Genomic DNA, 19,474 nt, shown 5'->3' with positions numbered 1-19,474 from the left:
CATGGGTGAACGTATCTCCGGCGAGGCGGACAAAGGCGGGGCCACGATCCGCATCGGCACGCGCGGCAGCCAGCTGGCGCTGGCGCAGGCCGCCGAGGTGCGGGCGCGGCTTATGGCGGCGCACGGCCTGCCGGAAGAGGCCTTCGCCATCGAGATCATCTCCACCTCCGGCGACCGCATCCTCGACCGGCCGCTCTCGGAGGTCGGCGGCAAGGGGCTCTTCACCAAGGAGATCGAGCTGGCGCTTCTGGAGAGGCGCATCGACATCGCCGTGCATTCCTCCAAGGACATGGCGACGGCCGTGCCCGAGGGCCTCTCGCTGTTCGCCTACCTGCCGCGCGAGGACGTGCGCGACGTCTTCATCGGCCGCAGCGTCGAGACGATCGCGGACCTGCCGCGGGGGGCGCGCGTCGGCACCGCCTCGCTCAGGCGCCAGGCGCTCCTGAAGCGCCTGCGGCCCGATCTCGACATCGTGACCTTCCGCGGCAACGTGCAGAGCCGGCTGCGCAAGCTGGAGGCGGGGGAGGTGGAGGCGACGCTGCTCGCGCTCGCCGGCCTGAAGCGGCTCGCCAACGAGGCGGCGGCGACGCAGATCCTCGATGCGCAGAGCTTCCCGCCGGCGCCCGGCCAGGGCGCCATCTGCATCCAGGGGCGCGACGGCGATGGCGCCGTCGAGACGCTGGTGGCGCCGATCGCCGACGCGCCGACCGGCGTAGCGCTCGGCGCCGAGCGCGCCTTCCTCGCCGTGCTCGACGGCTCCTGCCGCACGCCCATCGCCGCCCATGCCGTGCCGGACGGCGCCGGCGGCCTCGCCTTCCACGGCATGATCCTGACGCCGGACGGCGCGTCGGTGCACGAGACGCGGCTGTCCGGATCCGCCGCGGACGCCGAGGCGCTCGGCCGCGAGGCGGGGCGGCGGGTGCTGGAGGCGGCGGGTCCGGGCTTCTTCGCCGGCTGGGCCGACTGAGCGGCGGGCCGCCATGCGCCTCCTGATCCTGCGCGAGGCGGGGCCTGCGGCAGAGCGCACGGCGCAGGCGGTGCGGGCCGCCGGGCACGAACCCGTGCTCCTGCCGCTGGAAGCGGGCGTCGCGCTGGCGCGGGCCCTGCCCGAAGGCGCGTTCGACGCCTTCGCGCTGACGAGCCGCCGCGCCGCCGCGCCGCTCGCGTCCGCCTATCCCGGCGATGCCCGGCCCGTCCTGTGCGTCGGGGCGGCGACCGCAGAGGCCGCGCGGGCAGCGGGCTTCACCCATGTTCTGGAGGGCGTGGGCACGGCGGCGGCGATGCCGGCGCTCCTCGGCGCGGCAGGCCTTCCGGGCGGCGCGCGCATCCTCTACGCGGCCGGCCGGCCGCGCACGGGAACGCTGGAGGAGGCGCTGACGGCGGCCGGCTTCGGCGTCGTGACGTGGGACGTGTACGAGACGCGCGCCGTGCGGCCGGCGCCGGCGCTCGTCGAGGCCGCGACGGCCGGCGGCGCGGCTGAGGCCGCGCTCGTCCTCAGCCGCCTGCAGGCCGGCGCCCTTTCCGATCTCGTCGCGGCGCGGCCCGATCTCGCGCGGCCCGGCTTTCGCTGCCTCTGCCTCTCCTCCCGGATCGCCGGCGCGCTTTCGAGGGAACTTGCCGAGGGCGCGGCGATTTCGGACGCTCCCTCGCTCGCGCGTCTACTCGAACTCGCGCGCTAGCCTAGTTTGGACGTGATGACCAATTGGAGCCTTGCACGGACCATGCGAATGGACGACCTATGGGCGCGGCAAGCAGGCCGCCCGGGCGTTCGTGCGGGCCTGCGGGTTATGGAAAGGGGCGCGGAATGACCAATCGTCCAAGGCGCACAGGGCGAGGCCCCTCGCGCGACCGAACGATCGATCTCCCAGCGGAAAAGATTGCTCCTGTGACAGACGCAAAGAAGGATCCCGGACAGACCTGGCCGGGCGACGAGACGAGCGACGCGGCCAGGGCCCCGGAGGCCGGCCCCACCATGCCGATGCCGCAGGACCAGCCGCCGGCGGGTCTCGCCGCGACCGGACATGCCCCGGCCCCCGAACTGCCCGGCGAGGCCCCGACGGCGACCGGGACGTCCGCCAGCGCCACGCTGAAGGATTTCGCCGCGCAGGAAGGGCTCGATCCGAACGCGCCCCATCCGCCGAAGGACGCCCCGAAGGACGCGGCGACCGGCCCGGCGGGCGCGGCGGCGATCGGCATCGTCGGGCCCGCGCCCGCCAAGGCCGGCGCCAAGGCGGCCGGCACGGCCGGCGGCACGGTCGGCGCCAAGGCGGCCGGAACCGGGCCTTCGACCGGCGCGTCGGCCGGCGCGTCCGCACTGCCCTCCTCCGGCGCGTCGGCCCCGTCCGCGTCGGCCGAGCGTGAGCCCTCCCGCAACCCCGTGCCGGCACCCGCGACGATCGTCGAGCGGCGCGGCGGCGGCCTCGGCACGGCGCTCGCCGCCGGCGTCGTCGGCGCGCTGATCGCCGTCGGCGGTGCCGCGGCGCTGCAGTCGCAGGGCCTTCTTCCCACGCTCGGCCTCACCCGCGCCAACGAGAACATCGCCGTCCTGTCGGGTTCGGTGGAGACGCTGCGCGGCCAGGTCGAGGCGCTTTCGCAGCGCCCCGTCGCCACGCCCGAAAGCGTTTCGGCGCTGGAGACGCGCCTTGGCGAGACCGCCACGGCCGCGACCTCGGCGGGCGAATCCGCCGCGAGCGCGCAAAGGGCGGCCGAGGCCGCCTCGGGCGAGGCCAAGGCCGCCGCCGACGCGCTCCAGCCCGTGAAGTCCACCGCCGAGGGCGCCGCGCAGGGCGCGCAGGCCGCCGCGACGGCCGCCGCCGCCGCCCAGCAGTCGGCCAACGGCGCGCAGGAGACCGCCAACACCGCCGCCGACACCGCCAACCGCGCCGCCGAGACGGCCGGCGCCGCGCAGGAGGCCGCCGCCAAGGCCGCCGCCGATTCGACCGCGGCGCTGAAGGGCTTCGAGGACCGCATCGGCGCCATCGAGGAGGCGAGCCGCAAGGCGAGCGCCGCGCTCGCCGCCGCCAATCTGAAATCGGCCATCGACCGCGGCGGCCCGTTCATGGGCGAGCTGGAGACCTATGCGAGCGTCGCGGAGGGCGCGCCCTCGGTCGCCTCGCTGCGCCAATACGCGCCGGACGGCGTGCCGACGCTCGGCGCCCTGCAGGCCGACTGGCCGCAGGCGCAGGACGCGATCTCCGCCGCGCTGCGGCCGGAGGCCTCGCAGGCCCCGATCCAGGATCAGGTCCTGTCGGGCCTTCGCTCGCTCGTGCAGGTGCGGCCCGCCGGCCAGGCGGCCGTCGCGGCGGCGCCCGGCGATGCGGGCACGCTCGCCCGGCTCGACGCGGCGATCGAAGGGGGCGACCTCTCGGCCTGGAAGGGCGCCTGGGAGACGCTTCCCGAGGCGGCCAGGAGCGCCAGCGCCGATTTCGCCAAGCGCGTCGACGCGCGTCTCGCCGGCCAGAAGGCCGTCGAGGACGCGCTGTCCTCGGCCATCACGGCCCCCGCCGCCGGCACGCCGGCCGGCTCCGGCAACCAGGGCTGAGGACAGGCCATGCTGAAGATTCTCGCCTTCCTTCTCGTCGTCCTGGCCGCCGGCATCGGCTTCGGCTGGCTCGCCGACAATCCGGGCTCGGTCACCTTCGTCTGGCAGGGCCAGCAGGTGGAGACCAGCCTGATGGTCTTCCTCATCCTCCTGACCGCGCTGCTGGTCGCCACCGTCGTCCTCGTCTGGCTGGTGCGGGCCTTCTTCAAGACGCCGCACGCGGTCGGCAACTGGTGGTCCACGCGCCGGCGCGACCGGGGCTACGGAGCCCTGTCCACGGGCATCATCGCGGCGGGCGCCGGCGACCAGATCCTGGCGCGCCGCATGACGACGCGCGCCCAGAAGCTGCTCGGCACGCGCAAGGAACCGCTGGTGCGCTTCCTCGACGCGCAGACGGCGATGATCGAGGGCGACCATTCGCGCGCCCGCTCCGCCTTCGAGCAGATGGAGGGCGATCCCGAGACGCGTCTCCTGGCGCTGCGCGGCCTCTATCTCGAGGCCGAGCGGCTCGGCGACGACGCCGCGGCCCGCAACTACGCCGAGCGCGCGGTGCGCATCGCGCCCCACGTGCCCTGGGCGGGCGGCGCGGTGCTCGATTCCAAGTCGCTCGCCGGCGACTGGGACGGCGCGCTCGACATTCTCGAGGCGCAGAAGAACACCCGCCTCATCGACCGCGCCGAGTCCAAGCGCCTGCGCGCCGTGCTCCTCACCGCCAAGGCGACGACGCTTCTCGACCGCGATCCGGCCGGGGCGAAGGCGGCCGGCAGCGAGGCGCATGGTCTGGCGCCCGACCTCGTGCCCGCCGCGCTCGTGGCGGCGCAGGCCCTGTTCCGGCTCGGCGACCTGCGGCGCGGGTCCAAGATCCTGGAGACGAGCTGGGTCAACGGTCCCCATCCCGAGATCGCCGAGGCCTATGTCCACGCCCGGCCCGGCGATTCGGTGGAGGACCGCCTGAAGCGGGCGCAGAAGCTGCACAGCCTGAAGCCCGGCCATGTCGAGGCCGAGCTGGCGCTCGCCCATGCCGCGCTCGACGCGCGCGATCTGCTTCTGGCCCGCAAATGCGCCATGGCGGCGATCGAGGCCGAGCCGCGCGAGAGCGCGTTCCTGCTCATGGCCGACATCGAGGAGGAGGAGACCGGGGAGATCGGCCGCGTGCGGCAGTGGCTCGCCCGCGCCATCCGCGCGCCGCGCGATCCGGCCTGGACGGCGGACGGCATCGTCTCGAAGACCTGGGCGCCGCTCTCGCCCGTCACCGGCCGGCTCGACGCCTTCCAGTGGAAGGTGCCGATGGAGCGCGTCGGCGGCGAGGGGGCTCTCCTCGACGAACGCCCGGGCCTTTCGCTCGGCGAGACGCGGGGCCACGGCGCCGACGGCTCGCTGCCGCTGCACGACGTGACGCCGGGCGAGGCCGTTTCGGGCGGCGACAGGACGGTGACGACGCCGGCCCCTGCTGCCGTTACCGGCAAGGCCTCGGACGAGGTCGCGGGCGGCACGGTGGCCCCCGCCGCCTTCGGGCGCCCCGACGAGACCTCCGGCCGCGCCGCCTGAGCGGAGGGCGATCGCAGCGACGAAAGGGCGGTGGCCGAGAGGCGCCGCCCTTTTTTCGTGGCGCGGCGTTCGTTTCGCGTTGCGGCGGGGCGTCGCCGCATGACAGGCTGAAAACGCCGCATCGCACTGCGGGATTACCCTTGAATTTGCCGGCGCGAGCCTTCTCTTGGGAGGCAGGGCGAACGGATCTGGGATGGGACTGCCGCATGTTCGAGAGCGTCAAGGACTTCCTGCGCACGCTCGGCGTCGTCGAGGCCGAACGCACGCCGCTCGACGAAGCCTCGAGCGACCCGCGCGTGGCCGCGGCGGCCCTTCTCTTTCATGTCGTGGACGCCGACGGGCGGGCGAGCGAGGCCGAGATCGAACGGCTGAAGGCGGCGCTGGCGCAGGAATTCGGCCTCGGGCCGCAGGAGGCCGATCGCATCGCCTCGGTCGGGCGCATCGCCGACCAGCAGGCCGTCGACCTCTACCACTTCACCTCCGTCCTCAAGAGCCGGCTCGACGCCGACCAGCGTCGCCATTTCGTCGAGCATCTCTGGGCCGTGACCTATGCCGACGGCGAGGTGCACGAGCTGGAGGACAATCTCGTCTGGCGCGTGTCCGAACTCCTGGGCGTCTCGGCACGCGAGCGCATGGAGTCCAAGCGCGAGGCCGCCGCCGCCGCGCGGAACGAGGCGCTCGGCTGACCATGGCGGCGTTTCGTTCCTCAGCGGGCGAAGGCGTCCGGCAGGAGCGCGAAGGCGCGGGCCCCGTCGCCGGCCTCGAGCGCCATTTCACGCTGCAGACGGGGGACGCGCGCCCCGTCCTCGTCGTCCTGCATCAGGAGAGTTCGACGCCGGGGCGCGTCGGGCAGGTTCTGGAAGCGGCGGGCGTGCGGCTCGACATCCGCCGTCCCGTCGTCGGCGACCGCCTGCCCGAGACCCTGGACGACCATCGCGGCGCGGTCGTCTTCGGCGGCCCGCCGAGCGCCAACGACCGCGACCCGCATCTGAAGGCCGAGATCGACTGGCTGTCCGTGCCGCTGCGCGAGGACCGGCCCTTCCTCGGCATCTGCCTCGGGGCGCAGATGCTGGCCAAGCATCTCGGCGCGGCGGTGGGCCCGCGCGCCGACGGGCTCGCCGAGATCGGCTACTACCCGCTGAAGGCGACCGGCGAGGGCCGGCTGCTGATGCCGGGCTGGCCGGACATGGTCTATCAGTGGCACCGCGAGGGCTTCGACCTGCCGCACGGGGCCCGGCTTCTGGCCACCGGCGAGTGGTATCCGAACCAGGCCTTCCGCTACGGCGAGAACGCCTATGGCGTGCAGTTCCATGCCGAACTGACGCTCGCCATGATGTATCGCTGGACGACGCGCGGCCACGAGCGGCTGACCTTGCCGGGGGCGCAGGCGCGCCGGGCCCATTTCGAGGGCCGGGCCGTCTACGACGCGCCGGTGAAGCGCTGGCTGGACCAGTTCCTCGGCCTCGTCTTCGGGGAACGCGGCCCGGGTTGAGCGGCCTCGGCGGCAGGGAGAGGCGGGAGGTCGGACCATGGCGGCCATCACCACGATCGGCTTCGACGCCGACGACACGCTCTGGCACAACGAGCGCTTCTTCCGCCTGACGCAGGAGCGTTTCGTGGCGCTTCTCGCCGCGCATGGCGAGGCCCACGAGATCGAGGCGCGGCTGATCGCGGCCGAGCGCCGCAATCTCGGCGCCTATGGCTACGGCATCAAGGGTTTCACCCTCTCGATGATCGAGACCGCGCTGGAGGTCACCGGCGAGGCGACGCCGCCCGGCGCCATCCGCGCGATCCTCGAGGCGGGCCGCGAGATGCTCGCCCATCCCGTCGAGACGCTGCCGCATGCGCGCCAGACGCTGGAGACCCTGGCCGGGCGCCACAGGATCGTGCTCATCACCAAGGGCGACCTCTTCGACCAGGAGCGCAAGCTCGCCGCTTCCGGGCTCGGCGACCTGTTCGATGCGGTGGAGATCGTCAGCGAGAAGACGCCCGAGACCTATGCGCGCCTGTTCGCGCGCCATGGCGAGGGGCCGGAACGGGCGGCGATGGTCGGCAATTCGCTGAAATCCGACGTTCTGCCGGCGATCGCGGCAGGGTCGGTGGGCATTCACGTGCCCTACGAGATCACCTGGGCGCTGGAAGAGGCGGAGGCCCCTCTCGGAGAGCCGCGCTTCCACGCGATCGAGGATCTCTCCCGCGTGCCGGCGCTCATCGAGCGTGTCGGTCGCGGCGGATGAGGCGGTCGCGGCCGAGGCGGAGACGCCTCGCCGCCGGAGGATGGGCCGATGGCGGGCGCCGCCTCAGTGGCGGGCGGAGAGATGGCGGATGCGGCGAAGGCCCGGAAAGAGCGCGGCCCAGAGCGCGGCGACGCCGACGGTCGCCACGCCCCCCAGCGCCACCGCCGGCACGGCGCCGAGAAGCGAGGCCATGACGCCGGCACGGAACTCGCCGAGCTCGTTGGAGGCGCCGACGAAGACCATGTTGACCGCGTTGACCCGCCCGCGCACCGCGTCCGGCGTCCAGAGCTGCAGCAGGATCTCGCGCACATAGACCGAGATCATGTCGGCCGCGCCCATCACGACGAGCGCCGCGATCGACAGCCAGGGCGCGGTGGAGAGGCCGAAGACGGTGGTCGCCGCGCCGAAGACGGCGACGAAGACGAACATGATGCGGCCGGCATTGTCGCGCACGGGATGGGCGGCGAGCCAGGCGGCCATGGCGATGGCGCCGATGCCCGGCGCCGCGCGCAGGAGCCCGAGGCCCCAGGGGCCGACATGCAGGACGTCGCGCGCATAGACCGGCATCAGCGCCACCGCGCCGCCGAGGAGCACGGCGAAGAGATCGAGCGAGATCGCGCCGAGCACGATCTTCTCGTGCCAGATGAAGCGGAAGCCCGCGAGGATGGTGCGAAGGTCCCGCGTCTCGCCCTCGACGCGGGCCTGGACGGGCGCGCGGATGGAGAAGACGAGGATCGCCGCCGCGCTGAAGAGGGCAAGGCCCGTGCCGTAGGCGGCGAGCGGCGAGAGGCCGTAGAGGAGGCCGCCGGCCACCGGGCCGACGATGCTCGCGACCTGCCAGGACGAGGAGTTCCAGGCGATGGCGTTGGCGAGTTCCCGCTTCTCCACGATGTTGACGACGAGCGACTGCGAGGCGGGCCCGAAGAAGGCGCGCGCGATGCCGAAGCCGACGAGGATCGCGAAGACGGGCAGGGGCGTGGTGAGCCCGTGCCAGGTGAGAAGGAAGAGCGCCAGCGCGCCGACCGTCTCGACGAGGATGGCAAGGCCCATGATGAGCCGGCGCGAATAGCGATCCGCCGCCGCCCCGGTGACGAGCACGAGCAGGAGAGAGGGCAGGAACTGGCAGAGGCCGATCAGGCCGAGATCGAGCGGGTCGCGCGTCAGGTCGTAGACCTGCCAGCCGACGGAGACGATGACGACCTGCGTGGCGAAGGCGGCGAAGAAGCGGGCCAGCCAGTAGCGCAGGAAGCGGCTGTTGCGGAAGGCGGCGAAGCGATCGTCCTCGATCGGCTCTGCACCCGCGGGCGTGCCGGTATCGTCGGTCAAGGCAGCAACGCCTTCGTGAGACCGCAGGGGGAACGGTCGGGAACGGGGTCGCGCGGGAAAACCAGGCGGGACGGCGGAGCAAGGGGGTTGGTGGAGCTGAGGGGGATCGAACCCCTGACCTCGTCATTGCGAACGACGCGCTCTCCCAGCTGAGCTACAGCCCCGTCCACCTTGCGGAGCGGTTCTTAAGTCGGGAGGGGAGGGACTGTCAACGACAAAGCGAGAGCGCGGCCCCAAAGCTCCGGCCCTTGCTTGCCAAGGCCGGGCGCCATGTCTACATCCGATGGCACCGTCACGGCGCCGACCCTTGAAACGCATCGCGATTTCGAGGCGGTCTCGTGGTTCAAACAGCGGGAGCGCCCCTCTCGTCCGGCCGGACGACGGGTGCCCCAGGAGGGTCGATCCGCCGCCATGCTCGCCGTCATCCAGGTCGTCCTGCTCGCCCTCAACATCTACTGGTGGATCATCATCGCCTCGGCGGTCCTCTCCTGGCTCTACGCCTTCAACATCGTCAACGGCGGCAACGCCTTCGTCGATTCGGTCGGCACGTTCCTGTTCAAGATGACCGAGCCGGTCTTCCGCCGCGTGCGCCGCTTCCTGCCCGATCTCGGCGGCATCGACCTCTCGCCGCTCGTCGTGCTGCTCGGCATCTTCTTCCTGCAGCAGCTCATTCTCATCTATGTCGTCCCGGCCGTGTATCAGGCCGGCATCTGAGCGGGGACGCGCGCTTCTTCCGCGAGGCGCAGGGCGTCTATCTCGTCACCGTCCGCCTGACGCCGAAGGGCGGGCGGGACGCGATCGACGGCGTGGCGCCCGACGCCGAGGGCCGCCCCCAGCTCCTGGCGCGGGTCTCGGCGATCCCCGAGGACGGGCGGGCCAACGCCGCGCTCGTCCTGCTGGTCGCCAAGGCGGTCGGCCTGCCGAAATCGCGTGTCGCCATCGTCGCCGGTCAGACGTCGCGCGTGAAGACGTTGCGCCTCGAAGGCGGGGGCGAGGCGCTGCGGGCAAGGCTGGAAGCGCTCGAGATCGAGCCCCGCTGAACCCCCTGTCCGATATGGCGACGCCGCGCGCGAGGTGCCGGCCGATCCGGCCGTCGCCGGGTGTGGGCCGCTCGCCCCGTCCCGCTGGAGCCCGTAACAGGCGCCGCAAGGAGAAACGCCGCGCCTCCAGGGGAGACGCGGCGTTTCTCGTTGCGTTAGGGATGCGCCGGACCGGCCGGCGCGCCGCGCCTTACGGGCGGCCGAAAAGCACCGCGCGGCGGATCTCGCCACGGCCGAGGCCGATATCGGCCAGGGAGTGGTCGTCGAGTTGCTCGAGATAGCGGATGCTCTGGCGCGTGCGGCGGTAGTTCTGGAAGCGGTCGGTGAGGTTGCGAAGCATGGGTCGTGTCCGAGGTGATCAAATCTTGTGACCGGGATATAGGCGGTCCTTCTGCTCAACAGGAGTGCAGATTGCTGCACGTCTGTTGTGCGTCATGCGCATGGAATGCGCATTCGCTATTCATCGGATGTTTACGCCCTTCTGCTGGGCAGCGTCGGAGCCCCTCGTCCCGGCCTTGCCGATCTCTCGAAATAGTGCTGCATTTTGAGAGGTCTGGAGGGACGCGCCGGATCGCGCGAGGGCGACGGCGCCTCTTGCCGAAGGACCAACGGGAAAGGGCGCCGCGGTGAATCGCGACGCCCTTCGTCCGTGCAGGGATGGGTTGGGCCGCAGCCCCGAGGGTCAGGCCTTCAGCGCCTTGTGCGCGGTCTCGCGCTCCACCGCTTCCTGGATGAGCTTGTGGGCCTCGGTCGAGCCGCCCCAGCCGCCGATCTTCACCCATTTGCCGGGCTCCAGATCCTTGTAGTGCTCGAAGAAATGCTCGATCTGGCGAAGCGTGATCTCCGGCAGGTCGTTATATTCCTTCACCGTCTCGTAGCGGCGCGTCAGCTCGGGCGAGGGGACGGCGATGATCTTCTCGTCCTGGCCCTTGTTGTCCTCCATCACGAGGACGCCGATCGGCCGGCAGTTGATGACGCAGCCGGGGAAGAGCGGGCGCGTGTTGCACACGAGGACGTCGATCGGGTCGCCGTCGTCCGAGAGCGTGTGCGGCACGAAGCCGTAGTTCCCGGGATAGGTCATCGGCGTGTAGAGGAAGCGATCGACGACGAGGCAGCCGGCCTCCTTGTCCATCTCGTACTTGATCGGGTGTCCGCCGACCGGAACCTCGATAATGACGTTGACGTCGTAGGGCGGGTTGTTGCCGCGGGAAATGGCGTCGATGCGCATGGCCGTCCTGTCGTTGGGGCGATCCTGATGGCGCGTGGCTTAGCCTGCCCGGCGCCGGCACGCAACAAAGCGGCCGAGGCGACCGTCGAACGAAGTAAAAGGAACGCCGTCGTCGGAGCTAACTCAGAAGAGGCGGCAGCTCTCCTCTGGAAGCTTCCATGGGCCTTCGCCCGATCATCTGCCGGCCGGGATCGTCAGCCGACACGGCGTCTCGGCAGCCCGCCCCGGCGGGGCGCATGCCTCAACGCCAGACGTAGGCGATCTTGCGCATCACACGCCCGTCGAAGGCCTCAGAGCCTTCCGCGATATCCGTGCCGCCCATGCCCTCGTAGAAGCGCATGGCAGGCTGGTTTTCCGCGAGCGTCCAGACCGCGAGGCCTTTCAGGCCGCGCAGCGCGAGCATGTCGCGCGCGCTTTCGAAGATCCGGCGGCCGAAGCCGACACCCTGGAATTCGGGCAGGAGGTAGAGTTCGTAGATCTCGCCCTCCACCTTCAGCGCCGGCGTGCGGTTGAGGCCGAGCGTGGCGTAGCCGATGGCGCGGCCGTCGAACTCGATCACCACCACCGCCGCCCGATGGCGCACGGCCTTGTCCCACCAGCCGGCGTCGCGCCGGCCGAGCATTCTGTTGAGGGCGCCGTGCGGGATGAGACCGCTATAGGCGCTGCGCCAGGACAGTTCGTGGATGGCGGCGAGCGCCGCGGCATCCTTCGATTCTGCTGGCCGGACTTCGGCGACGATCGTGTTCATGGCATCTTAACTATAAACTCGATCCTTCGATCCCGGCCCTTGACCCGATTTCGGAGGGCCGGTTCTAGTTCGATCGCGGCGTGGTCGGTCCGGTTGCGGATGCGGCTCTGGCGGCCCGCTTCGCATCACTATGTCGCGCCGCCGCGCGAAAGGGAATCGTCGTGCCGCCCGAAAGAGCGGCTTGCCCGGCGTTTTCCCCGGCCGAGGCTCAGCGCCACCCGAGAACCCCCTGCGCCAGCGCCTTCTGGATCCCCGAGACGTTCGAGCCGCGGCCGATCGCGTGGCGGAAGGGCTGCGTCTGGCCCGAGATCCACAGCGCCATCTCGGCATCGGCGTCGAACGTGCCGGCGGTCTCGACGGAGAACATCGTGATGGAGCGGTAGGGGATCGACTGGTACTGCCGCTTGCGCCCGCTCATGCCCTGCTTGTCGACGAGGACGAGCCGCAGGTCGGTGAAGACGACGAGGTCGCGCACGATCTGGAAGGCGAGTTCGATCTCCTCGCCGGGCAGGAGGATCGGCGCGAGATCGGCCTGGAGCGCGCGCGGGTCGACGTCGCTGGCAAGGCCGAGAAGGCCGGAGAGAAGTCCCATGGCACCTGTCCTGTCCCGTTCGTGAGGAGGGAAAAGGGTAGGGCGCCGGGCGGTCGAACCCAAGGACCCGCAGGACCACTTAAAAATACTCAGCGGCCGATCAGTTTTTGAAAGTTCTCCTGGGGCTCCACGCGGCCTATCGTCCGCGGCGACCATGCGGGACAGCGTGGCGCAAAAGCCCGGCCGACATCCGCGGACCGGGCCTCAGGGAGAGCGGCATGAAGAACGGCATCACCCACCTGTTCATTCCCGGCCCCACCAACGTGCCCGAGCGCGTGCGCCGCGCCATGAACGTGCCGATGGAGGACCAGCGCTCGGCCGAGTTTCCGGACCTCACCCTGCCGCTCTTCCGCGATCTCAAGGCGGTCTTCCGCAACACGACGGGCCGCGTCTTCATGTTCCCCTCCTCGGGCACCGGTGCCTGGGAGGCGGCGATCCAGAACACGCTGTCGCGCGGCGACAAGGTGCTGATGTCGCGCTTCGGCCAGTTCTCCCACCTCTGGGCCTCGATGGCCGAGCGCCTCGGTCTCGACGTCACCTGCATCGACGTCGAATGGGGCGCCGGCGTGCCGCTCGCCGACTACGAGCGGGCGATCGCGCAGGATCGCTCCCATGCGATCAAGGCCGTCTTCGTCACCCATAACGAGACCGCGACGGGCGTGACCTCGGACGTCGCCGGCGTGCGCCGCCTGCTCGATGCCCATGCCCATCCCGCCATGCTCTATGTCGACGGCGTCTCCTCGATCGGCTCGATCGATTTCCGCCAGGACGAATGGGGCGTCGACTGCGCCATCGCCGGCTCGCAGAAGGGCTTCATGCTGCCGGCCGGCGTCGCCTTCCTCTCGATCTCGCAGAAGGCGCTCGAGGCGCACAAGGCGGCCGCGCCGAAGATGGAGCGCTGCTACTTCTCCTTCGCCGACATGATCGCGGCGAACGACACGGGCTATTTCCCCTACACGCCGCCCACGACCTTCTTCCACGGCCTGCGCGCCGCGCTCGACCTCCTCGCCGAGGAGGGGCTGGAGAACGTCTTCGCCCGGCATTACCGGCTCGCCGAAGGCGTGCGCCGGGGCGTTGCCGCGCTCGGGCTCGATCTCCAGGCCGTCGCGCCGCAATGGCAGTCCGATACGGTCTCGGCGATCCGCGTGCCGGAGGGCGTCGATGCGAACGCCGTCCTGAAGATCGCCTACGAGCGCTACCGCACCTCCTTCGGCGCCGGTCTCGCGCGGCTGAACGGCCGCGTCTTCCGCATCGGCCATCTCGGCGATCTCAACGAGGGCATGTGCCTGACGGCGCTCTCCATCGCGGAGATGGCGCTGGTGGACGCCGGCGCGCGCATCGAGCTCGGCGCGGGCGTCGCGGCCGCGCAGGGCTGGTATCGCCTCGCCAACGATGCCGCCTCGCGCAGCGCGCCGCTCGCCGTCGCCGCCGAATAGGCCTGCCTCCCCGCTCCGCGCGGCACCTCCCGGGAAGCGCGACCTGGCCGGATGCTCCCTCCCGAGGGACATCCGGCCTTTCTTCGTCGGCGCAGGGCCGTGTCAGCTTCGGCCGGGCGCGGCGCCCGTGCCGACGACGTCCTGCGAGGGTTCGGCGCTCAGCCAGCTGTAGAGCGCCCCGCCCGCGGCCCCGCCGAGGATCGGCGCCAGCCAGAACAGCCAGAGCTGGCCGATCGCCCAGGTCCCCGCGAAGAGCGCGACGCCCGTCGACCGGGCGGGGTTCACCGACGTGTTGGTGATCGGGATCGAGACGAGGTGGATCAGCGCCAGCGCCAGCCCGATGGCGAGCGGCGCGAAGCCCGCCGGCGCCTTGCCGTGCGTGGCGCCCATGATGACGAAGAGGAAGATCATCGTCAGCACGAACTCGGCGACGAAGGCCGAGAGGAGCGAATATTGCCCGGGCGAATGAGCGCCGTAGCCGTTGGCGGCAAAGCCCTTGGCGAGGTCGAAGCCCGGCGCGCCGCTGGCGATGACGTAGAGGACCACCGCCGCGACGATGCCGCCGGTCACCTGCGCCAGGATGTAGGGCAGGATCTGCGCGCGCGGGAAGCGGTCGCCCGCCGCAAGGCCGATCGTGACGGCGGGGTTGAGATGGCAGCCCGAGATATGGCCGAGCGAATAGGCCATGGTGACCACGGTGAAGCCGAAGGCGAGCGACACGCCGAGGAACCCGATGCCGAGATCGGGCACGCCGGCGGCGATGACGGCCGAGCCGCAGCCCGCGAAGGTCAGCCAGAAGGTGCCGATCGCCTCGGCCGCGTATTTCTTCAGATCGCTCATGCCCCACCCCGCCAAAGCGACAGGGCTAGGCGGGTATGGCGGTCCGGACCAGCCGAGGAAACGGGGTAACCCGTCGCGGCGGCACGGGGGCCTGGATGCGAGAAGGCCCGCCCGGCTTGCGCCGGACGGGCCTTCGACTCGTCGGAGCCCGGAACGGCTCAGGCGGCCTTGCGGCTCTTCTCGAAGCGCTTGCGCTCGTTCGGGTCGAGATAGAGCTTGCGCAGGCGGATATTCTTCGGCGTCACCTCGACGAGCTCGTCGTCCTGGATCCAGGAGAGGGCGCGGTCGAGCGTCATGCGGATCGGCGGGGTCAGCTTGACCGCCTCGTCCTTGCCGGAGGCGCGCATGTTGGTCAGCTTCTTGCCCTTCAGCACGTTGACCTCGAGGTCGTTGTCGCGCTGGTGGATGCCGATGATCATGCCCTCGTAGACCTTGACGCCCGGATCGATGACCATCGGCCCGCGATCCTCGAGGTTGAACATGGCGTAGGCGACGGACTCGCCGGCCTCGTTGGAGATGAGCACGCCGTTGGTGCGGCCCGCCAGCTGTCCCTTGAACGGCTGGTAGGAGTGGAACAGGCGGTTCATGATCGCCGTGCCGCGCGTGTCGGTGAGAAGCTCGGACTGGTAGCCGATGAGGCCGCGGGTCGGGGCGTGGAAGACCAGGCGCTGGCGACCGCCGCCCGAGGGGCGCAGCTCCTTCATCTCGGCCTTTCGCTCGCTCATCTTCTGCACGACGATGCCCGAATGCTCCTCGTCGACGTCGATCACGACCTCTTCGATGGGCTCCAGCGTCTCGCCGGTGGCCTCGTCCTTCTGCATGACGACGCGCGGGCGCGACACGCCGAGCTCGAAGCCCTCGCGGCGCATGGTCTCGATGAGGACGGCGAGCTGCAATTCGCCGCGGCCCGAGACGAAGTAGCTGTCCTTGTCGTCGGATTCCTCGATCTTGAGCGCGACGTTGCCCTCGGCCTCCTTCATCAGGCGGTCGCGGATGACGCGGCTCGTGACCTTGTCGCCCTCGGTGCCGGCGAGCGGCGAGTCGTTGACGATGAAGGACATGGTGACGGTCGGCGGATCGATCGGCTGGGCCGTGAGCGGCTCGCTGACGGAGGGATCGCAGAACGTGTCGGCGACCGTGCCCTTGGAGAGGCCGGCGATGGCGACGATGTCGCCCGCTTCCGCGTAGTCGATCGGCGTGCGCTCGAGGCCGCGGAAGGCGAGGATCTTCGAGATGCGGCCCGATTCCAGCTGCGTGCCGTCGCCCGACAGGACCTTGACGGCCTGGTTCGGCTTGATCGAGCCCGACTGGATGCGGCCGGTGATGAGGCGGCCGAGGAAGGGATTGGCCTCCAGGATCGTGCCGATCATCTTGAAGGGCTCGTCCTTGCCGGCCGTGTCCGGCTCGGGAACGTGCTTCAGGATGAGGTCGAACAGGGGCTCCAGGCCCTTGTCCTGCGGGCCCTCGGGCGCCTCGGCCATCCAGCCGCCGCGGCCCGAGCCGTAGAGGACGGGGAAGTCGAGCTGCTCCTCGGTCGCGTCGAGATTGACGAAGAGGTCGAAGATCTCGTTCAGGACTTCCTGGTGGCGCTCGTCGGGACGGTCGATCTTGTTGATCGCCACGATCGGCTTGAGGCCGACCTTGAGCGCCTTGGAAAGCACGAATTTCGTCTGGGGCATCGGCCCCTCGGAGGCGTCGACGAGGATGACCGCGCCGTCCACCATGTTCAGGATGCGCTCCACCTCGCCGCCGAAGTCGGCGTGGCCGGGCGTGTCGACGATGTTGATGCGCGTGTCCTTCCACTCCACCGAGGTGGCCTTGGCCAGGATCGTGATGCCACGCTCCTTTTCGAGGTCGTTCGAATCCATCGCACGCTCTTCGGTGCGCTGGTTCTCGCGGAACGAGCCGGACTGGGCGAGGAGCTTGTCGACAAGCGTCGTCTTGCCATGGTCAACGTGCGCGATGATCGCGATGTTGCGGAGCTTCATATTTCACCGGTGTTGGAGCACGAAAACGCCGGTCAGGACATCACTGTCGTCTGCCGGCGAAATTTAAAGACCTCATAACAGATTTTTTGCATCTGCGAAAGACCTGCCATTCGCCGGCCGCGCCAGGCCGCCGGCGAAAGCATGGCCCGCCCGCCGTCTCAGGCGGCGAAGCCGCGCTTGCGCAGGAGCGCGTCGGGCGTCGGCATGCGGCCGCGGAAGGCGCGGTAGAGATCGGCCGGGTCGCGGCTGTCGCCGGCGGCGTAGACATGGGTGAGGAGCCGGTCGGCGGTGGCGCGGTCGAACGGGTCGCCTGCCTCGCCGAAGGCCTCGAAGGCGTCCGCGTCGAGCACCTCCGACCACAGGTAGGAATAGTAGCCCGCCGAATAGCCGTCGCCGGCGAAGATATGGGCGAAATGCGGCGCGCGGTGGCGCATCACGATCTCCCGGGGCATGCCGAGGGCCGAGAGGATCTGCGCCTCGCGCGCCAGCGGGTCCTTCGGCGCCTCGCCCGTCTCGTGCAGGGCGAGGTCGACGAGGGCGGAGGCGGTGAACTCCACCGTGTCGAAGCCCGAATCGAAGCTGCGCGCGGCCTTCAGCTTGTCGGCCAGCGCCTGCGGCAGCGCCTCGCCGGTCTCCACGTGGCGCGCGTGCGCCGACAGGATCTGCGGCACCATCAGCCAGTGCTCGTAGAGCTGCGAGGGCAGTTCCACGAAGTCGCGCGAGACCGCCGTGCCGGCGAGCGAGGGCCATTTGACCTTCGAGAGGAGCCCGTGCAGCGCGTGTCCGAACTCGTGGAACAGCGTGCGCGCGTCGTCGATGGAAAGGAGCGCGGGCGCCTCGCCCGCCGGCTTGGCGAAGTTGCAGACATTGTAGACGATCGGGTTCGTGCCCCCGTCGAGCCCGTCCTGCACGCGCAGCGCGCTCATCCAGGCGCCGGAGCGCTTGGAGGGCCGGGCGAAATAGTCGCCGACGAAGATGCCCGTCTCCTGCCCCCGCGCGTCGCGCACGCGCCAGACGCGGGCGTCGGGATGCCAGGCGCGCGCCTCCGGGATCGCCTCGAAGGACAGGCCGAAGAGGCGGCCGGCCACGTCGAACGCGGCCTCGATCATGCGCTCCAGCGGGAAGTAGGATTTCAGCGCCGTCTCGTCGACGGAGAATTCCCCGTGCCGCCGCTTCTCCGCGTAGTAGCGCCAGTCGGAGGGCTTGAAGGGCGCCGCGTCCCCGGCCGCCTGCGCGAGGGCGGAGAGCTTCTCGGCGTCGGCGAGCACCCGCTCGCGGGCGCGCGTCCACACGTCGGTCAGGAGCGCGCGCACGGTCTCGGGGCGCTTGGCCATCGTGTCGTCGAGCTTGTAGTGGGCGAAGGACGGGTAGCCGAGGAGCTTCGCCTTCTCGGCCCGCAGCGCGAGGATCTCGGTCAGGACGGGGCGATTGTCGTGCGCGCCCTCGTTCTCGCCGCGCGCGATCCAGGCGGCGAAGGCCTTCTCGCGCAGGTCCCGGCGCGGCGACAGCGTCAGGAAGGGCACGACGAGCGAGCGCGACAGGGTGAGCGCGTGGCCCGGGCGCCCGCGCTCGGCGGCCGCCTCCGCGAGGCTGGAGCGCAGGAACTCGGGAAGCCCCTCGAGGTCGGCCTCGGCGAGCGGCAGCACGAAGTCGCGCTCGTCGGCCTGGATGTTCTGGGCGAACTCGGTCCCGAGGGTCGAGAGGCGGGCGTTGATCTCGGCCAGACGCTCGCGGTCGGCTCCCACGAGGCGCGCGCCGCCGCGCACGAAGCCGGTCTGCGTGCGTTCCAGAAGGCGCCGGTCCTCCGCCGTCAGATGGGGGAGGTCGCCGGCCGCGGCGGCCTTCGCCACGGCGTCGACGCGGGCGAAGAGGCCCGCATTCATCGAGATCTTCGAGCCGTGCCGCGACAGGAGCGGCGAGAGATCGCGCTCCACGGCCTGGATCGCCTCGCTCGTCTCGGCGCCGGCGATGGCGAAGAACAGACGCGCGATGCGCCCGAGCCGGCTGCCCGCCCGTTCCAGCGCCTCGATCGTGTTCTCGAACGTCGCCGCCTGCGGATTGTCGGCGATGGCGTCGATCTCGGCGAGATGCTCGTCCATGGCCGCCGCGAAGGCGGGCGGGAAATCCTGCGCGCCGAAGGCGGCGAAGTCGGGAAGACCGGCGGGGCCGACAGCGGCGAATCGGTCGTCGCGTGCCTCTATCGCGGCGGGAACTGTCGTCATTGGGTCACTCTCGTGGTTGCACTTGTTGTCCGTCTTGTACGAACAAGCCGTCTGACGGCGTGGGGGGGATTGACGTTCGCGCATTAAGGCCCAAACAACAATCCTTGTCTCCGGTGTCGATGCCGGAGGCGATGGGTGGGGTCGGAGAGGGGCCTTTCGCAAGCGCGTTGCCCGTCTCGTCGTCACCAAAGGTCGCCCCATGCCACAACTCGTGCCCGGCAATGCACTCGGTTTCCTTCTCACCGATACATCCCGCCTCTACAGACAGATCTTCGACCGGATGGTCGAGGAAGACGGGCTGGAGGTCACCTCCGGCGAACTCCGCGCTCTCGCCTATGTCGCCCGGTTCAGCGGCTCGCGCCAGGCCGTTCTCGCCGAGCGCATGGGCGTCGAGCCGATGACGCTCTCGGCCTATCTCGACCGGCTGGAGGCCCGCGGCCTCATCCGGCGCAGCGTCGACGCGCGCGATCGCCGCGCCAAGGTCATCGAGCCGACGCAGGCCGCCGAGGCGGTGTTCATGCGCGTGCGCCCGATGATCACGAAATGCTATGCGCGGATCACGAACGGTTTCACCGACGACGAGCGCCAGCTGGTCGAGACGCTGCTCCAGCGCATGCGCGCCAACCTGTCGCAGGATCCGTCCGATATCGGCGAGACGCCCGGGCTGGAGATGCCGATGTCCGTCGCGACACCCGAACCGGCCCGGTAGAACCGGCGCCGGCACGGCG

The 19,474-nt window shown here is 70.7% G+C and carries 19 protein-coding genes and 1 tRNA gene; 11 read left to right on the top strand and 9 right to left on the bottom strand.

Annotated elements, in window-relative coordinates; translation table 11 throughout:
* Window position 1: 1 nt before the first annotated feature.
* The 7 genes from hemC to ASG48_RS10650 all read left to right on the top strand — a co-directional run bounded on the left by hemC (window position 2) and on the right by ASG48_RS10650 (window position 7,326).
* Window positions 2–967, top strand: a complete 966-nt coding sequence (gene hemC / locus ASG48_RS10680) for a hydroxymethylbilane synthase (protein ID WP_055849206.1) — start codon at window positions 2–4, stop codon at window positions 965–967.
* Window positions 968–980: 13 nt separating this feature from the next.
* Entirely contained in the window at window positions 981–1,679 is a 699-nt protein-coding gene (locus ASG48_RS10675; RefSeq protein WP_055849204.1) for a uroporphyrinogen-III synthase, read from the top strand.
* A 206-nt stretch (window positions 1,680–1,885) separates the two neighbouring features.
* Entirely contained in the window at window positions 1,886–3,541 is a 1,656-nt protein-coding gene (locus ASG48_RS10670) for a hypothetical protein (RefSeq protein WP_055849200.1), read from the top strand.
* A 9-nt stretch (window positions 3,542–3,550) separates the two neighbouring features.
* The gene (locus ASG48_RS10665) at window positions 3,551–5,089 is read left to right on the top strand and encodes a heme biosynthesis HemY N-terminal domain-containing protein (RefSeq protein ID WP_082529403.1); all 1,539 of its coding nucleotides are present in this window, start codon (window positions 3,551–3,553) and stop codon (window positions 5,087–5,089) included.
* A gap of 206 nt (window positions 5,090–5,295) precedes the next feature.
* Window positions 5,296–5,775 carry a TerB family tellurite resistance protein gene (locus ASG48_RS10660; RefSeq protein ID WP_055849197.1) on the top strand — a complete coding sequence of 160 codons (480 nt, stop codon included), beginning with the start codon at window positions 5,296–5,298 and terminating at the stop codon, window positions 5,773–5,775.
* A 2-nt stretch (window positions 5,776–5,777) separates the two neighbouring features.
* Window positions 5,778–6,581, top strand: a complete 804-nt coding sequence (locus tag ASG48_RS10655; RefSeq protein WP_082529402.1) for a glutamine amidotransferase — start codon at window positions 5,778–5,780, stop codon at window positions 6,579–6,581.
* Window positions 6,582–6,618: 37 nt separating this feature from the next.
* Window positions 6,619–7,326, top strand: coding sequence for an HAD family hydrolase (locus ASG48_RS10650; RefSeq protein WP_055849194.1), 708 nt, complete (start codon window positions 6,619–6,621; stop codon window positions 7,324–7,326).
* Window positions 7,327–7,389: 63 nt separating this feature from the next.
* Here the strand turns inward: ASG48_RS10650 and ASG48_RS10645 are convergent, their stop codons facing one another.
* On the bottom strand, window positions 7,390–8,652 hold the full coding sequence (locus ASG48_RS10645) for an MFS transporter (protein WP_082529401.1): 1,263 nt from the start codon (window positions 8,650–8,652) through the stop codon (window positions 7,390–7,392).
* A gap of 88 nt (window positions 8,653–8,740) precedes the next feature.
* Window positions 8,741–8,816, bottom strand: a tRNA-Ala gene (locus ASG48_RS10640).
* 247 nt (window positions 8,817–9,063) lie between these two features.
* Here ASG48_RS10640 and ASG48_RS10635 point away from each other — a divergent pair.
* Both ASG48_RS10635 and ASG48_RS10630 read left to right on the top strand, forming a co-directional pair.
* Window positions 9,064–9,366 (top strand): YggT family protein, encoded by a 303-nt coding sequence (locus tag ASG48_RS10635; protein ID WP_055849191.1) that lies wholly within the window; start codon window positions 9,064–9,066, stop codon window positions 9,364–9,366.
* Complete coding sequence (locus ASG48_RS10630; protein WP_055849741.1) at window positions 9,363–9,692, top strand: DUF167 family protein; 330 nt, start codon at window positions 9,363–9,365, stop codon at window positions 9,690–9,692. The genes ASG48_RS10635 and ASG48_RS10630 overlap by 4 nt, the downstream gene beginning before the upstream one ends.
* Window positions 9,693–9,882: 190 nt before the next feature.
* Here ASG48_RS10630 and ASG48_RS17930 read toward each other — a convergent pair whose 3' ends face one another.
* The 4 genes from ASG48_RS17930 to ASG48_RS10615 all read right to left on the bottom strand — a co-directional run bounded on the left by ASG48_RS17930 (window position 9,883) and on the right by ASG48_RS10615 (window position 12,260).
* On the bottom strand, window positions 9,883–10,032 hold the full coding sequence (locus tag ASG48_RS17930) for a DUF1127 domain-containing protein (protein WP_082529400.1): 150 nt from the start codon (window positions 10,030–10,032) through the stop codon (window positions 9,883–9,885).
* Between the two features lie 342 nt (window positions 10,033–10,374).
* The gene (gene ppa / locus ASG48_RS10625; RefSeq protein WP_055849188.1) at window positions 10,375–10,920 is read right to left on the bottom strand and encodes an inorganic diphosphatase; all 546 of its coding nucleotides are present in this window, start codon (window positions 10,918–10,920) and stop codon (window positions 10,375–10,377) included.
* Window positions 10,921–11,161: 241 nt separating this feature from the next.
* On the bottom strand, window positions 11,162–11,668 hold the full coding sequence (locus ASG48_RS10620; protein ID WP_055849185.1) for a GNAT family N-acetyltransferase: 507 nt from the start codon (window positions 11,666–11,668) through the stop codon (window positions 11,162–11,164).
* Between the two features lie 208 nt (window positions 11,669–11,876).
* Window positions 11,877–12,260, bottom strand: a complete 384-nt coding sequence (locus ASG48_RS10615; protein WP_055849183.1) for a PH domain-containing protein — start codon at window positions 12,258–12,260, stop codon at window positions 11,877–11,879.
* A 218-nt stretch (window positions 12,261–12,478) separates the two neighbouring features.
* On the opposite strand from ASG48_RS10615, the gene ASG48_RS10610 reads away from it, so the two are divergent.
* Window positions 12,479–13,696 (top strand): aminotransferase class V-fold PLP-dependent enzyme, encoded by a 1,218-nt coding sequence (locus tag ASG48_RS10610; RefSeq protein ID WP_055849181.1) that lies wholly within the window; start codon window positions 12,479–12,481, stop codon window positions 13,694–13,696.
* 102 nt (window positions 13,697–13,798) lie between these two features.
* Here ASG48_RS10610 and aqpZ read toward each other — a convergent pair whose 3' ends face one another.
* The 3 genes from aqpZ to ASG48_RS10595 all read right to left on the bottom strand — a co-directional run bounded on the left by aqpZ (window position 13,799) and on the right by ASG48_RS10595 (window position 18,746).
* On the bottom strand, window positions 13,799–14,536 hold the full coding sequence (aqpZ, locus tag ASG48_RS10605) for an aquaporin Z (protein WP_055849178.1): 738 nt from the start codon (window positions 14,534–14,536) through the stop codon (window positions 13,799–13,801).
* A 158-nt stretch (window positions 14,537–14,694) separates the two neighbouring features.
* Window positions 14,695–16,524 carry a translational GTPase TypA gene (gene typA, locus ASG48_RS10600; protein ID WP_055849175.1) on the bottom strand — a complete coding sequence of 610 codons (1,830 nt, stop codon included), beginning with the start codon at window positions 16,522–16,524 and terminating at the stop codon, window positions 14,695–14,697.
* A 158-nt stretch (window positions 16,525–16,682) separates the two neighbouring features.
* Window positions 16,683–18,746 (bottom strand): M3 family metallopeptidase, encoded by a 2,064-nt coding sequence (locus ASG48_RS10595; protein ID WP_055849172.1) that lies wholly within the window; start codon window positions 18,744–18,746, stop codon window positions 16,683–16,685.
* A 199-nt stretch (window positions 18,747–18,945) separates the two neighbouring features.
* Between ASG48_RS10595 and ASG48_RS10590 the strand changes: the two genes are divergently transcribed.
* Window positions 18,946–19,455, top strand: coding sequence for a MarR family winged helix-turn-helix transcriptional regulator (locus ASG48_RS10590; RefSeq protein ID WP_055849170.1), 510 nt, complete (start codon window positions 18,946–18,948; stop codon window positions 19,453–19,455).
* Window positions 19,456–19,474 lie beyond the last annotated feature (19 nt).

The organism is Aurantimonas sp. Leaf443 (assembly GCF_001425575.1).
Taxonomy (GTDB): domain Bacteria; phylum Pseudomonadota; class Alphaproteobacteria; order Rhizobiales; family Rhizobiaceae; genus Leaf443.
Note: the sequence above shows the minus strand (reverse complement) of the source record. Positions and strands in the feature narration are given on the sequence as shown.